This window comes from Achromobacter spanius, from assembly GCF_002966795.1.
Lineage (GTDB): Bacteria > Pseudomonadota > Gammaproteobacteria > Burkholderiales > Burkholderiaceae_B > Achromobacter > Achromobacter spanius_D.
Map to the genome: position 1 here is coordinate 6,254,127 of NZ_CP023270.1, position 13,852 is coordinate 6,267,978.

The 13,852-nt window shown below is 61.7% G+C and carries 19 protein-coding genes; 4 read left to right on the forward strand and 15 right to left on the reverse strand.

All coding sequences use genetic code 11. The annotated features are described in order from the left end of the window. The first annotated feature begins 11 nt into the window (after positions 1–11). The 4 genes from CLM73_RS28430 to CLM73_RS28445 are packed head-to-tail and all read left to right on the forward strand — an operon-like array spanning position 12 to position 3,614. Positions 12–779 (forward strand): ABC transporter ATP-binding protein, encoded by a 768-nt coding sequence (locus CLM73_RS28430; protein ID WP_105241256.1) that lies wholly within the window; start codon positions 12–14, stop codon positions 777–779. After that, positions 776–1,528: an ABC transporter ATP-binding protein gene (locus CLM73_RS28435; RefSeq protein WP_105241257.1), complete on the forward strand. Its 753-nt coding sequence runs from the start codon at positions 776–778 to the stop codon at positions 1,526–1,528. Before CLM73_RS28430 ends, CLM73_RS28435 begins: the two co-directional genes overlap by 4 nt. Then, complete coding sequence (locus CLM73_RS28440) at positions 1,525–2,535, forward strand: branched-chain amino acid ABC transporter permease (protein WP_105241258.1); 1,011 nt, start codon at positions 1,525–1,527, stop codon at positions 2,533–2,535. Before CLM73_RS28435 ends, CLM73_RS28440 begins: the two co-directional genes overlap by 4 nt. An 11-nt stretch (positions 2,536–2,546) precedes the next feature. Next, complete coding sequence (locus CLM73_RS28445; protein ID WP_105241259.1) at positions 2,547–3,614, forward strand: branched-chain amino acid ABC transporter permease; 1,068 nt, start codon at positions 2,547–2,549, stop codon at positions 3,612–3,614. A gap of 51 nt (positions 3,615–3,665) precedes the next feature. Here CLM73_RS28445 and CLM73_RS28450 read toward each other — a convergent pair whose 3' ends face one another. The 15 genes from CLM73_RS28450 to rpsG all read right to left on the reverse strand — a co-directional run bounded on the left by CLM73_RS28450 (position 3,666) and on the right by rpsG (position 13,717). Beyond that, the gene (locus CLM73_RS28450) at positions 3,666–4,154 is read right to left on the reverse strand and encodes a hypothetical protein (protein WP_105241260.1); all 489 of its coding nucleotides are present in this window, start codon (positions 4,152–4,154) and stop codon (positions 3,666–3,668) included. 154 nt (positions 4,155–4,308) lie between these two features. After that, positions 4,309–4,590, reverse strand: coding sequence for a 30S ribosomal protein S17 (gene rpsQ / locus CLM73_RS28455; RefSeq protein ID WP_006216549.1), 282 nt, complete (start codon positions 4,588–4,590; stop codon positions 4,309–4,311). 2 nt (positions 4,591–4,592) lie between these two features. Next, on the reverse strand, positions 4,593–4,784 hold the full coding sequence (rpmC, locus tag CLM73_RS28460) for a 50S ribosomal protein L29 (RefSeq protein ID WP_003806912.1): 192 nt from the start codon (positions 4,782–4,784) through the stop codon (positions 4,593–4,595). Between the two features lie 11 nt (positions 4,785–4,795). Further along, positions 4,796–5,212 (reverse strand): 50S ribosomal protein L16, encoded by a 417-nt coding sequence (rplP, locus tag CLM73_RS28465; RefSeq protein WP_006389610.1) that lies wholly within the window; start codon positions 5,210–5,212, stop codon positions 4,796–4,798. A gap of 2 nt (positions 5,213–5,214) precedes the next feature. Continuing rightward, positions 5,215–6,006, reverse strand: coding sequence for a 30S ribosomal protein S3 (rpsC, locus tag CLM73_RS28470; protein WP_056571007.1), 792 nt, complete (start codon positions 6,004–6,006; stop codon positions 5,215–5,217). 9 nt (positions 6,007–6,015) lie between these two features. Beyond that, positions 6,016–6,345, reverse strand: coding sequence for a 50S ribosomal protein L22 (gene rplV, locus CLM73_RS28475; RefSeq protein WP_006227021.1), 330 nt, complete (start codon positions 6,343–6,345; stop codon positions 6,016–6,018). Between the two features lie 3 nt (positions 6,346–6,348). Next, positions 6,349–6,624 (reverse strand): 30S ribosomal protein S19, encoded by a 276-nt coding sequence (gene rpsS, locus CLM73_RS28480; protein ID WP_006216555.1) that lies wholly within the window; start codon positions 6,622–6,624, stop codon positions 6,349–6,351. A 12-nt stretch (positions 6,625–6,636) separates the two neighbouring features. Beyond that, the gene (gene rplB, locus CLM73_RS28485) at positions 6,637–7,464 is read right to left on the reverse strand and encodes a 50S ribosomal protein L2 (protein ID WP_056571006.1); all 828 of its coding nucleotides are present in this window, start codon (positions 7,462–7,464) and stop codon (positions 6,637–6,639) included. After that, entirely contained in the window at positions 7,465–7,761 is a 297-nt protein-coding gene (gene rplW / locus CLM73_RS28490) for a 50S ribosomal protein L23 (protein WP_006216557.1), read from the reverse strand. After that, complete coding sequence (gene rplD, locus CLM73_RS28495) at positions 7,758–8,378, reverse strand: 50S ribosomal protein L4 (RefSeq protein ID WP_008168948.1); 621 nt, start codon at positions 8,376–8,378, stop codon at positions 7,758–7,760. The genes rplW and rplD overlap by 4 nt, the downstream gene beginning before the upstream one ends. A gap of 4 nt (positions 8,379–8,382) precedes the next feature. Then, entirely contained in the window at positions 8,383–9,072 is a 690-nt protein-coding gene (rplC, locus tag CLM73_RS28500) for a 50S ribosomal protein L3 (RefSeq protein WP_008168945.1), read from the reverse strand. A gap of 399 nt (positions 9,073–9,471) precedes the next feature. Further along, entirely contained in the window at positions 9,472–9,783 is a 312-nt protein-coding gene (gene rpsJ, locus CLM73_RS28505; RefSeq protein ID WP_003806903.1) for a 30S ribosomal protein S10, read from the reverse strand. Positions 9,784–9,857: 74 nt separating this feature from the next. Further along, positions 9,858–11,048 carry an elongation factor Tu gene (gene tuf / locus CLM73_RS28510; RefSeq protein WP_105241261.1) on the reverse strand — a complete coding sequence of 397 codons (1,191 nt, stop codon included), beginning with the start codon at positions 11,046–11,048 and terminating at the stop codon, positions 9,858–9,860. Between the two features lie 77 nt (positions 11,049–11,125). Beyond that, positions 11,126–13,228, reverse strand: a complete 2,103-nt coding sequence (fusA, locus tag CLM73_RS28515; protein WP_105241262.1) for an elongation factor G — start codon at positions 13,226–13,228, stop codon at positions 11,126–11,128. A gap of 18 nt (positions 13,229–13,246) precedes the next feature. Continuing rightward, entirely contained in the window at positions 13,247–13,717 is a 471-nt protein-coding gene (gene rpsG / locus CLM73_RS28520) for a 30S ribosomal protein S7 (RefSeq protein WP_105241263.1), read from the reverse strand. Positions 13,718–13,852: the final 135 nt, after the last annotated feature.

Here is a 13,852-nt window from a genome sequence, read left to right on the forward strand (position 1 = left end):
TCCCATCGCTCATGCTTGAAACCCATTCGCTTACCGTGCGCTTTGGCGGTCATGTGGCGGTCAATGACGTCAGCTGCGCCTACACGCCTGGCACCTTGACCGCCATCGTCGGCCCGAACGGCGCCGGCAAGACCACGTACTTCAACCTGATCTCGGGCCAGCTTCGCGCCAGCGCCGGAACGGTCAGGTTGAACGGACGCGACCTGACCAAGCTGCCGGCGCCGGCCCGCATGCACGCGGGACTGGGGCGCGCGTTCCAGCTCACGCAGCTGTTCCCGCGGCTGAGCGTTCACGAGAACGTGCGGCTTGCCCTGCAGTCGCGGCAGCAGGGCATGGGGTGGCGCCACATCCGGTTCTGGCGCACGTGGCGCGACGACCGCGGCCTCATGGACCGCGCCGACGCGCTGCTCGCGCGCACGCGGCTGGCGGCGCGCCGTGACGACCCTGCCGCCGATCTGCCGCATGGCGACCAGCGCAAGCTGGAGATCGCCATGCTCATCGCGCTGGAACCCTCGGTATTCATGTTCGACGAACCTACTGCCGGCATGAGCGTGGACGACGTGCCCATCGTGCTGGACCTCATCCGCGAATTGAAGGCCGACACTTCCAAGACCATCCTGCTGGTCGAACACAAGATGGATGTCGTGCGCGAATTGGCCGACCGCATCGTCGTGCTGCACAACGGGCGGCTGATGGCCGATGGCGATCCGGCCACCGTGATCGCCTCGCCCATCGTGCAGCAAGCCTACCTGGGCATCAGCGCGCCGGAGGCGGCATGACGGCGCATCCGCTCCTGGAACTGAAGGACGTGCACACGCACATCGGCGCGTATCACATCCTGCACGGCGTGAACCTGTCCGTGCCCGCCTCGGCGGTCACCATGCTGCTCGGGCGCAATGGCGCGGGCAAGACGACGACGCTGCGCACCATCATGGGATTGTGGCGCGCGTCGCAGGGTCAGGTCTGTCTGGACGGCAAGCCGATCGGCGGACCCGGCACGCGCACGTCGCCGCCCGACATGGCGCGCATGGGCATGGCCTACGTGCCCGAGAACATGGGCATCTTCGGTGACCTGTCCGTGAAGGAGAACATCCTGCTCGCGGCCCGCCTCGCCAGGAATGCCGCGCAACTGGATACCGCGCGGCTGGAGTGGATCTTCGGGTTCTTTCCCGCGCTGAAGAAATTCTGGCTGCATCCCGCCGGCAAGCTGTCGGGCGGACAGAAGCAGATGCTGGCCATGGCGCGCGCGATCATCGAGCCCCGGCGCCTGCTGCTGGTCGACGAACCAAGCAAGGGCCTGGCGCCAGCCATCATTCAGAACATGATCGACGCATTCATCGAACTCAAGCAGTCCAGCACCACCATCCTGCTGGTCGAGCAGAACTTCAACTTCGCCCGCCGCGTTGGCGACTACGCGGCGATCATGGACAACGGCCAGGTGGTGCACGCAGGCGCCATGGCCGACCTGGCCGCCGACGAGGCGTTGCAGACGCGCCTGTTGGGCCTCTCTCTGGGAAGCCATCAATGAGCACGCTGGACATCGAAGCGCCGCTGCCGCGCGCACGCGCCGACCTGCTGCCTGTGCTGCTGGTGCTGGCGCTGGCGGTCATTGCGCTGCCCCTGGTCGGGTCGTTTTCCACCTGGGTCACGCTCACGTTCGCCGGCTTGGCGATGGGCATGATCATCTTCATCGTCGCCTCAGGCATGACGCTCGTCTTCGGCCTGATGGACGTCCTGAACTTCGGCCACGGCCTGTTCATTGCCATCGGCGCTTACATGGCTGCCACCGTGCTGGGTTCCATGGCGGACTGGACGCAGTCTGGCAGCCTGTGGACCAATCTGGTCGCGGTGCTGCCAGCCATGATCGTGGGCATGCTGGTGGCGGGCGCCGTGGGTCTGGCGTTCGAGCGCGTGATCGTGCGGCCGGTCTATGGCCAGCATCTGAAGCAGATCCTCATCACCATGGGCGGCATGATCATCGGCGAAGAGATCATCAAGATGATGTGGGGGCCGCAAGCGATCACGCTGCCATTGCCCGAATCCCTGCGCGGCGCGTTCCTGCTGGGCGATGCCGCCATCGAGAAGTATCGCGTCGTGGCGCTCGTGGTCGGATTGATCGTGTTGGGCGGCATGCTGTGGGTGCTGAACCGCACCAAGCTTGGTCTCTTGATCCGCGCCGGCGTCGAGGACCGCGAAATGGTCGAAAGCCTGGGCTACCGGATCCGGCATCTCTTTGTCGGGGTGTTCGTGGCCGGGTCCATGCTGGCCGGCCTGGGCGGTGTGCTGTGGGGGATGTACCAGCAATCGATCGTGCCGCAGCTTGGCGCGCAGGTGAACGTGCTGATCTTCATCGTCATCATGATCGGCGGCCTGGGCTCCACGGTGGGCTGCCTGATCGGCGCGCTGCTGGTCGGGCTGATGGCCAACTACACCGGCTTTCTGATGCCCAAGGCCGCCCTCTTCTCGAACATCGCGCTGATGGTTGCCATTCTGTTGTGGCGCCCGCAAGGCGTGTATCCCGTCACGAACCGCTAGGAGCCGCCGACATGCCGTTTCGCCTGCTTTCCGGCGACCCTCCGCGCAGCGCGATCCTGGCGCTGCTGCTCATGGCGATCGTGGCCGCGCTGGCCGCGGCGCCGTTCCTGTTTCCCGGCCCCAAGGCTTTGGCCGTCGCGGCAAAGATCCTCGTCTTCATCGTGCTGGTTGCCAGCTACGACCTGCTGCTGGGCTACACCGGCATCGTCAGCTTTGCGCACACCATGTTCTTCGGTATCGGTGCATACGGCGTGGCGATCGCCAGCATACGCATGGAACCCGGCTGGACGGCGGTGTTTGCCGGGACGGCGGCCGGCCTGGCCGTGTCGCTCGCATTCGCCTTGCTGATTGGCCTGGCCAGCCTGCGCGTGCGCGCAATCTTCTACGCAATGATCACGCTGGCGGTGGCCGCGGCGTTTCAGACGTTGGTGTCGCAGTTGTCGGAACTGACTGGCGGCGAGGACGGACTGAACTTCAAGGTCCCGCAGATGTTGAGGCCCGCGTTTCGCCCGTTGTCGGAACCCCTGTTTGGCGTCACGGTGGACGGGCGGATCATCACCTATTACCTGATCGCGGCGGTCTGCGTCGTGCTCTTCCTGATGCTGCTGCGCATCGTGAATTCGCCATTCGGCCGAGTGCTGCAGGCCATCCGCGAAAACCCCTTCCGCGCTGAAGCGATCGGCTATCGCACCGTGCTGTACCGCAGCCTATCGAACCTGCTTGCTGCGGCCTTCGCAACGCTGGCTGGCGCGCTGTACGCGCTTTGGCTGCGCTATAACGGCCCGGACACGACCTTGTCGTTCGAGATCATGCTCAACATCCTGCTGATGGTCGTGATCGGCGGGATGGGCACCATGTACGGCGCGGTGGTCGGCGCAAGTCTGTTCGTGTTCGCGCAGAGCTATCTGCAGGACGGCCTGCATGCCGTGCATGAAGTCGTGGCGGGCATCCCCCCGCTGGCCCTGCTGTTCGAGCCGGACCGCTGGCTGCTCTGGCTAGGGATTCTGTTCGTGCTGTCGGTGTATTACTTTCCGACCGGGGTAGCCGGACGGCTGCGGGAGTTTGCAAGACGCCCGTAGGCGATTCGGGGCAATGCCTTCGCGCGTCTGGCGCCCTCCAGAATCCCTTGGCTACCTTCCGCCCTGTCTGAGCGTATCGGCCCCGCGCCGCATTTCATCGACGCGGCGCTGCATGTCGTCCACGCTGCGCTGCGCCTGATTGCTGCCCCGATTCAGTTGAGACCCCGATGGCGTAGGCATCAACGGCGGCATGGTCATCTGACCGCCGGAGGTCAGCGGAATCATGGCGGGCGGGTGGGGGTCCGCGTTCGGCGGCGGCGCGTTCAGCACGCGTTCCAGCACCTTCAACTGGTCTCGCTGTGCCTGCAGTGCGCGTTCCTGGTCCAGCAAGCCCTGTTCGTTCTCGTCATCGGTGCCGAAGATGGCGGCATGATCGCGGGACCGTCCGTCCAATTGAACCCGCGGATCCGGCCCGGCGTTCAGCAATTGCTTGCCAAGCGTCGTGGCGTCCATCGGAGATGGCGGGGAATTCGGTGCCGCGGTCGGCGGCACGGGCCCGGCTTGCTCCTGCGCGAACGCGGCGCCGACGGCCAATGCCATCCCGCACGCGACGGCGGCAATACGAACTGATTTGCTGAAGCTGAACATCCTTCCCTTCAGATTTCCCAGATGCGAGACATAAAAAAACGGCAAGGGTTTTGGCCCTTGCCGTTTTATATCAGAACGGCGAACCGTTCCGAGGTGCAGCTTTCACTTAGATGATACGTGCGGCTTCAACCAGACGCACCACACGCCACGACTTCGAGCGCGAGATGGGACGGCCTTCAGCGATTTCAACCGTATCGCCTTCGTTGTACTGGTTCGATTCATCGTGCGCCTTGTACTTCGCGGAGCGCATGATGATCTTGCCAAAGATGGGGTGCTTGACGCGGCGCTCAACCAGAACGACGACAGTCTTGTCCATCTTGTTGCTGACGACCTTGCCAACCAGCGTACGCTGGCGCTTGGCCACTTGGGTGTTTTGAGTTTCGCTCATCTTTATTTCCCTGCCTTCTCGGTCAGCAAGGTGCGGACGCGAGCGATGTCGCGACGCACGTTGCGCAGCTGGCTGGTGTTGGCCAGTTGCTGCGTGGCTTTCTGCATGCGCAGACCGAATTGGGCCTTCAGCAGGCTTTCGAGCTCTTTGCCGAGCTCAGCGGCGTCTTTCGAACGGAGTTCGCTAGCTTTCATGTTAGTACTCCTTAAGCACCGATATGACGCGCGACGAACGTGGTCGAAATCGGCAGCTTGGCAGCGGCCAGGCGGAAAGCTTCACGCGCGAGCTCTTCGCTAACCCCTTCCATTTCGTAGAGCACCTTGCCGGGCTGGATTTCAGCAACCCAGTACTCCGGGTTGCCCTTACCGTTACCCATACGGACTTCGGCAGGCTTCTGCGAGATGGGCTTATCCGGGAAAATGCGAATCCAGATACGGCCGCCACGCTTGATGTGACGATTGATGGCGCGACGAGCAGCTTCGATCTGACGGGCGGTCAGACGGCCACGGCCGGTAGCCTTCAGGCCGAACTCGCCGAACGACACGTGGGTGCCACGAGTCGCCAGACCGGTGTTGCGGCCCTTCTGCTCTTTGCGATACTTTCTGCGCGAGGGTTGCAGCATGGTTATTCTCCTTCAGGCGCCGGAGCAGCATCCGCCTTGCGGGGAGCGCGGCCACGACCACCCGGACGACCGGTGCGAGCACCGTCCGGACGATCGCCACGCGGAGCGCGGCGCGGACGACGTTCTTCTTCACGCGGGGCTGCGGTTTCCGGCGGCAATTCGCCGTTGGCCAGCATGTCGCCCTTGTAGACCCAGACCTTGATGCCGATCACACCGTACGTGGTGTGGGCTTCGGAGGTGCCGTAGTCGATGTTGGCCTTGAGGGTGTGCAGCGGCACACGGCCTTCGCGATACCACTCGGTGCGGGCAATTTCGATACCGTTCAGACGGCCCGAGCTCATGATCTTGATGCCTTGGGCACCCAGACGCATCGCGTTCTGCATCGCGCGCTTCATGGCGCGGCGGAACATGATGCGCTTCTCGAGCTGTTGCGAGATCGAGTCGGCGATCAGTTGAGCATCGGTTTCCGGCTTGCGGATTTCTTCGATGTTGACGTGCACGGGCACGCCCATCAGACGCTGCAGATCAGCCTTCAGGCTTTCGATGTCTTCGCCGCGCTTGCCGATCACCACGCCCGGACGAGCCGAGTAGACGGTGATGCGGGCATTCTTGGCGGGACGCTCGATGATCACGCGACCAACGGAGGCGCTCTTGAGCTTCTTCTTCAGGTACTCGCGAACGCGAATGTCTTCGGCCAGCATCGTGCCGAAGGCCTTGTCGTCGGCGAACCAACGCGAGGACCAATTACGGGTGACCGCGAGACGGAACCCAGTGGGGTGAATTTTCTGACCCATCGTGACTCCTTAAGCTCCGACCTTGACCGTGATGTGGCAGGTCTGCTTCTCGATACGGTTGCCGCGGCCCTTGGCGCGAGCGGAGAAGCGCTTCATCGACTGAGCCTTGTCCACAAAAATCGTGGTGACTTTCAGTTCGTCGATGTCGGCGCCGTCGTTGTGCTCGGCGTTGGCGATGGCGGACTCGACAGCCTTCTTCAGGATGACGGCAGCCTTCTTCGGCGAGAAGGTGAGGATTTCCAGCGCACGGCCGACCTTCTGACCACGGATCAAGTCCGCAACCAAACGGGTCTTCTGAGCGGAGATGTGAACCCCACGGATAATGGCAGTAGTTTCCATCGCTTACCTCTTCGCCTTCTTGTCCGCGGCGTGACCCTTGAACGTACGGGTCAGCGCGAACTCGCCCAGCTTGTGACCGACCATGTTCTCGTTGATGTAAACGGGAACATGCTGCTTGCCGTTGTGCACAGCGATCGTCAGACCGATGAACTCGGGCAGGATCGTGGAACGACGCGACCAGGTCTTGATCGGCTTCTTGTCTTTGCCCGCAACGGCCGTGTCCACCTTTTTGATCAGGTGAGCATCGACAAACGGGCCTTTCTTGATCGAACGTGACATAGTGTTCGCCTCTTACTTGCGCTTGCGCCGTTGGACGATCATATTGTTCGTCCGCTTGTTGCGACGGGTCTTGAAACCCTTCGACGGAGTGCCCCACGGGCTGACCGGCTCGCGTGCTTCACCGGTACGGCCTTCGCCGCCACCGTGCGGGTGATCCACCGGGTTCATGGCAACGCCACGAACGGTCGGGCGGACACCGCGCCAACGCATTGCACCGGCCTTGCCAATTTGGCGCAGGCTGTGTTCTTCGTTACCGACTTCACCGATGGTGGCGCGGCATTCGATATGCACACGGCGGACTTCACCCGAGCGCAGACGCACCTGAGCGTAGATGCCTTCGCGAGCCAGCAGGACGGCGGAAGCGCCGGCCGAGCGGACCATCTGGGCACCCTTGCCGGGGAGCATTTCGACGCAGTGGATCGTCGTACCGACCGGGATGTTGCGGATCGGCAGCGTGTTGCCAGCGCGGATCGGAGCATCAGTGCCGGACACAACGGTCGCACCGACTTCCAGGCCACGGGGAGCGATGATGTAACGACGTTCGCCGTCGGCGTAGCACAGCAGAGCGATGTGCGCCGTACGGTTGGGGTCATATTCCAGACGCTCGACCTTTGCCGGGATGCCGTCCTTATCGCGACGGAAGTCGACGATACGGTAGTGCTGCTTGTGACCACCGCCACGATGACGGATCGTGATGTGACCGTTGTTGTTACGGCCAGAACCACGGGTCTTCTTTTCGAGCAGCGGCGCGTAGGGCTCACCCTTGTGCAGGTTCGGGCTAACAACCTTCACCATGCCACGGCGGCCAGCCGAAGTCGGCTTAACTTTTACGAGGGCCATTTACTTCACCTCCGCAAAGTCGATTTCCTGGCCGTCCTTGAGCGAGACGTAAGCCTTGCGCTCATTACGGCGACGGCCAACGAATCGGCCAAAGCGCTTGACTTTGCCCTTACGGTTGAGGACCTGCACGGACTCGACCTGCACCTTGAAGAGCAGTTCGACGGCAGCCTTGATTTCCGGCTTGGTAGCGTCAGCCACGACACGGAAAGCGACTTGCTGATTCTTCTCAGCGACGAACGTGGCCTTTTCGGTCACGATCGGAGCCAGAATGACTTGCATCAAGCGTTCAGCGTTCATCCCAGCATCTCCTCGAGTTGAGCGATGGCCGGCTTGGTGATCAGCACTTTCTTGTAGTGGACCAGCGACAACGGATCGGCATAACGGGGCTCGACAACAGCAACGTGCGGCAGGTTGCGGGTGGCGAGGTAAACATTTTCATCAACGCTGTCGGTGATGATCAGGACCGAGTCCAGGCCCAGGCTCTTCAGCTTTGCAGCGGCAGCCTTGGTCTTGGGCGATTCCAGATCAAACGATTCAACAACGGCGATGCGGTCTTCGCGAGCGAGCTGCGACAGGATCGAACGGATCCCGGCGCGGTACATCTTCTTGTTGACCTTCTGGCTGAAGTTCTCTTCGGGCGAGTTCGGGAAAGTCCGACCACCGCCACGCCACAGCGGCGACGAAGTCATACCGGCGCGAGCGCGGCCGGTACCCTTTTGGCGCCAGGGCTTCTTGGTGGAGTGCTTGACTTCCGTACGGTCCTTCTGAGCACGATTGCCGGAACGCGCGTTGGCTTGGAAAGCCACGACGATCTGGTGAATCAGCGCTTCGTTGAAGTCACGGCCGAAGATCGTGTCGGGCGCGCTGAACGTAGCAGCGGCCTGACCTTGGTCGTTCAGGAGCTTGAGATCCATTTACTTACGCTCCCTTCTTGGCCGGGGCCTTGATGGCCGGGCGCACAACGATGTCCGCGCCAGCGTGGCCGGGGACAGCGCCCTTGACCAGCAGCAGGCCGCGCTCAACGTCAACGCGAACGACGTCGAGGTTTTGAACGGTGCGGGTGACGTCACCCAGGTGACCAGCCATGCGCTTACCCGGGAAAATACGACCCGGATCTTGTGCTTGACCAATCGAGCCGGGAACGCGGTGCGAACGGGAGTTACCGTGCGACGCGCGCTGCGAACCGAAGTTGTGACGCTTGATGGTACCGGCGAAGCCTTTACCAATGGTCGTGCCCGTGACGTCGACCTGTTGGCCGGCTTCGAACACGGATTCCACGGCGATCACGGAACCGGCCGCAAATTCAGCGGCGCGAGCGGGATCAAGGCGGAATTCTTTGAGGATGCTGCCGGCTTCAGCGCCGGCTTTGGCGTAGTGGCCCGTTTGCGGCTGAGCCACACGCGAGGCACGACGAGTGCCATAAGCCACCTGGATAGCGGCGTAGCCGTCGGTTTCCAGCGACTTAACTTGGGTCACGCGGTTGTTGGACACGTCCAGCACGGTCACCGGGATGGATTCACCTTCCTCGGTAAAAATGCGGGTCATGCCGACCTTGCGACCCACCAGCCCCAGCCGGTGAGCGGCGGGCGTGGGTGTCGAATTCGACATCGTTTTCTCCATTCCCGACTGCGATTGGTCGGGGCTAATCAGGCAAAAGGTAACGGCCTTTGCCCTACGACTATGTTCAACCTGGCCTAGGCGCGGCGCCCTCACACAGCAGGGTGGCTTACGCTTTGTCCATAGTTAGACTTGCCACAAAATGGCAAGCTTCGCATATTAGCATGTTTTTTCTAAGCGGCACAAGCACTTAGCGGATTCGGGGCATGTCGCGGTGGGCATTTTTGCCACGGTTTCTTGCGTCAGGATGCGCAAGGCCATGCAGCGTTGGCTACACCGGTAGTGAGCGCATGCTCACATGCCCGGAGCCCAAAACAAAATGGCCGCAATCCCAAGGGAATGCGGCCATCTTTACGAACCTGCCGGCGAAGGTAGCAGGCTCGGAGCGTCTTACTGCAGCGCGATTTCGACGTCGACGCCGGCCGGCAGGTCCAGACGCATCAGGGCGTCAACGGTCTTGTCGGTGGGATCAACGATGTCCATCAGGCGCTGATGGGTACGGATTTCGAACTGGTCGCGCGACGTCTTGTTGACGTGCGGCGAACGCAGGACGTCATAGCGACGGATACGCGTGGGCAGCGGCACCGGACCGCGGACGACAGCGCCCGTGCGCTTGGCGGTGTCGACGATTTCGGCGGCCGATTGATCGATCAGCTTGTAATCGAAGGCTTTCAAGCGGATGCGGATCTTTTGGTTTTTCATGGCGTTTCCTAAAGAACGAGACGCGAGGGCGGGATCACGCCCTCGCTGGATATGTGCTGCTTAGTAGATCCGAATTACTTCAGGATCTTGGCGACGACGCCGGCGCCGACGGTACGACCGCCTTCACGGATGGCGAAACGCAGGCCTTCTTCCATGGCGATGGGGGCCAACAGCTTGACCGTCATGGCCACGTTGTCGCCCGGCAGGACCATTTCCTTGTCGGCCGGCAGTTCGATCGTGCCCGTCACGTCCGTCGTGCGGAAGTAGAACTGGGGACGATAGCCTTGGAAGAACGGGGTGTGACGGCCGCCTTCTTCCTTGGACAGGATGTAGACCTCGGACGTGAAGTCCGTGTGCGGGGTGATCGAGCCCGGCTTGGCCAGAACTTGACCGCGCTGGACGTCTTCACGCTTGGTGCCGCGCAGCAGGATGCCCACGTTGTCGCCGGCTTGACCTTGGTCCAGCAGCTTGCGGAACATTTCCACGCCGGTGCAAGTCGTCTTGACCGTCGGCACCAGACCGACAATTTCGAGTTCTTCGCCGACCTTGATGATGCCGCGTTCGATACGGCCGGTCACCACGGTGCCGCGACCCGAGATCGAGAACACGTCTTCAACCGGCATCAGGAACGCGCCGTCAACGGCACGTTCAGGCGTCGGGATGTACGAGTCCAGCGCAGCGGCCAGCGCCATGATGGCTTGCTCGCCCAGTTCGCCCTTGTCGCCTTCCAGCGCCAGCTTGGCCGAACCCTTGACGATCGGGGTGTCGTCGCCCGGGAAGTCGTACTTGGACAACAGTTCGCGAACTTCCATTTCCACCAGCTCGAGCAGCTCGGCGTCGTCAACCATGTCAGCCTTGTTCAGGAAGACGATGATGTACGGCACGCCAACCTGGCGGCTCAGCAGGATGTGCTCGCGCGTTTGCGGCATCGGGCCGTCAGCGGCCGACACGACCAGGATCGCGCCGTCCATCTGGGCGGCGCCCGTGATCATGTTCTTGACGTAGTCAGCGTGGCCCGGGCAGTCAACGTGCGCATAGTGACGCGCTTCCGTTTCGTACTCGACGTGAGCCGTGTTGATCGTGATGCCGCGAGCCTTTTCTTCAGGAGTCGCATCGATCTGGTCGTAGCCCTTGGCTTCGCCGCCGAACTTGTTCGACAGAACGGTCGTGATCGCCGCCGTCAACGTCGTTTTGCCGTGGTCAACGTGACCAATCGTACCCACGTTCACGTGCGGCTTGGTACGTTCAAACTTGCCTTTTGCCATGATCTCTATCCTTTGACTTTCAAGGAAACTTGATTTCCGCCGGGGCCGTCCGGTTGGACGGACCCGGCAAGGGTTATTTACTTGGCCCGAGCGGCGATGACTTCGTCAGCGACGTTCTTGGGAGCCTCGGAGTAATGCTTGAATTCCATCGTGTACGTTGCACGGCCTTGCGTCAGCGAACGCAGGTTCGTGGCGTAACCGAACATCTCGGCCAGGGGCACTTCAGCCTTGATGGTCTTGCCACCGCCAACCATGTCGTCCATGCCTTGGACCATGCCGCGCCGCGAGGACAGATCGCCCATCACGGTGCCAGCGTAGTCTTCCGGCGTTTCGACTTCGACGGCCATCATCGGTTCCAGCAGCACGGGGCTAGCCTTGCGCATGCCTTCCTTGAATGCCATCGAACCGGCCATCTTGAACGCGTTTTCGTTCGAGTCCACGTCGTGGTACGAACCGAAGAACAGCGTGACCTTGACGTCCACGACCGGGTAGCCGGCCAGGATGCCCGAAGGCAGCGTTTCCTGGATGCCCTTGTCCACCGCGGGGATGTATTCGCGAGGAACCACACCGCCCTTGATGGCGTCCACGAATTCGTAGCCACCGCCAGGAGCCAGGGGCTCGACCTTCAGCACCACGTGACCGTACTGACCACGACCGCCCGACTGCTTGACGAACTTGCCTTCGACTTCTTCGCAGACCTTGCGGATGGTTTCGCGGTAGGCCACTTGCGGCTTGCCGACGTTGGCTTCCACGCCGAATTCGCGCTTCATGCGGTCGACCAGAATTTCCAGGTGGAGCTCGCCCATGCCGGAAATGATGGTTTGGCCGGATTCTTCGTCGCTGCGCACGCGGAACGACGGATCTTCCTGAGCCAGACGCGACAGCGCCAGACCCATCTTTTCCTGGTCAGCCTTCGACTTGGGTTCGACGGCCTGCGAAATCACGGGCTCCGGGAAAATCATGCGTTCGAGCAGGATGTGGGAGTCGATGTCGCACAGCGTTTCGCCGGTGGTCACGTCCTTCAGGCCGACCACGGCGGCGATGTCGCCTGCCAACACTTCCTTGATTTCTTCGCGGTTGTTCGCGTGCATCTGCAGAATGCGGCCGATACGTTCCTTCTTGCCCTTGATGGGGTTGTAGACCGTATCGCCCGACTTCAGGACGCCCGAGTACACACGCACGAAGGTCAATTGACCCACGAACGGATCGCTCATCAGCTTGAATGCCAGGGCCGAGAACTTCTCGGAGTCGTCAGCATTGCGCTTGATCGCATTGCCATCGTCGTCCTGGCCGTCGACCGGGGGAATGTCCACGGGCGAAGGCAGGTAGTCGATGACCGCGTCCAGCATGCGCTGCACGCCCTTGTTCTTGAAGGCGGTGCCGCACAGCATCGGCTGGATTTCGCCAGCGATGGTGCGTTGACGGATGGCCAGGTTGATTTCGGCTTCTTCCAAGGAACCCGTTTCCAGGTACTTGTTCATCAGCTCTTCCGACGACTCAGCGGCGGCTTCAACCAGCTTTTCACGCCATTCGTTCGCCAGACCTTCCAGCTCGGCCGGAACGTCCTTGTAGTCGAACTTGGTGCCTTGGCTGGCTTCGTCCCAAATGATCGCCTTCATCTTGACCAGGTCGACCACGCCTTGGAACGTGTCTTCGGCGCCGATGGGAATGACGATCGGCACAGGATTGGCGCGCAGGCGGTTCTTCAGCTGGTCATAGACCTTGAAGAAGTTGGCGCCGGTGCGGTCCATCTTGTTGACGAAGGCCAGACGCGGCACGCCGTACTTGTTGGCTTGACGCCACACGGTTTCGGACTGGGGCTGAACACCGCCCACCGCGCAATAGACCATGCAAGCACCGTCCAGGACGCGCATGGAACGTTCCACCTCGATGGTGAAGTCCACGTGTCCCGGGGTGTCGATGATGTTGATGCGGTGCTCGGGGTAATTGCCGGCCATGCCACGCCAAAACGCCGTCGTAGCAGCCGACGTAATGGTGATGCCACGCTCTTGCTCTTGCTCCATCCAGTCCATGGTGGCTGCGCCATCATGCACTTCGCCAATCTTGTGATTGACGCCGGTATAGAACAGGATACGTTCGGTCGTGGTGGTCTTCCCTGCATCGATGTGCGCAGAGATACCAATGTTGCGATAGCGCTCGATCGGGGTTTTGCGGGCCATGGTGGATTAGTCCTTAAATTACCAGCGGAAATGGCTGAAGGCCTTGTTGGCCTCTGCCATCTTGTGCGTGTCTTCGCGCTTCTTCATCGCGGCGCCACGACCTTCGGAGGCGTCGATCAGTTCGCCAGCAAGACGCAGATCCATCGACTTCTCGCCACGCTTCTTGGCGGCTTCACGGAGCCAACGCATAGCCAGGGCCAGGCGGCGCACGGGGCGCACTTCAACCGGCACTTGGTAGTTGGCACCGCCAACGCGGCGGCTCTTCACTTCGACGATCGGCTTGATGTTGTTGATCGCCAGGCTGAACACTTCGATCGGCTCTTTGCCGGTCTTGGTGGAGACTTGCTCGAGGGCGCCGTAAACGATGCGCTCGGCGACGGCCTTCTTGCCGTCCAGCATGACGACGTTCATGAACTTGGCGAGCTCGACGCTGCCGAACTTGGGATCGGGCAGAATCTCGCGCTTGGGTACTTCGCGACGACGGGGCATTGTTGCTTCCTTGTGTCTGTTCAGTTGAACCGTGTTTCATTACACGGCCATGGCCGTCCATTGGGACGACCCCTTACGTGCCGCGCACCTTCCCATCATCTGGATGGCGCGGTCGCACTTCCCTGGTGACGGACT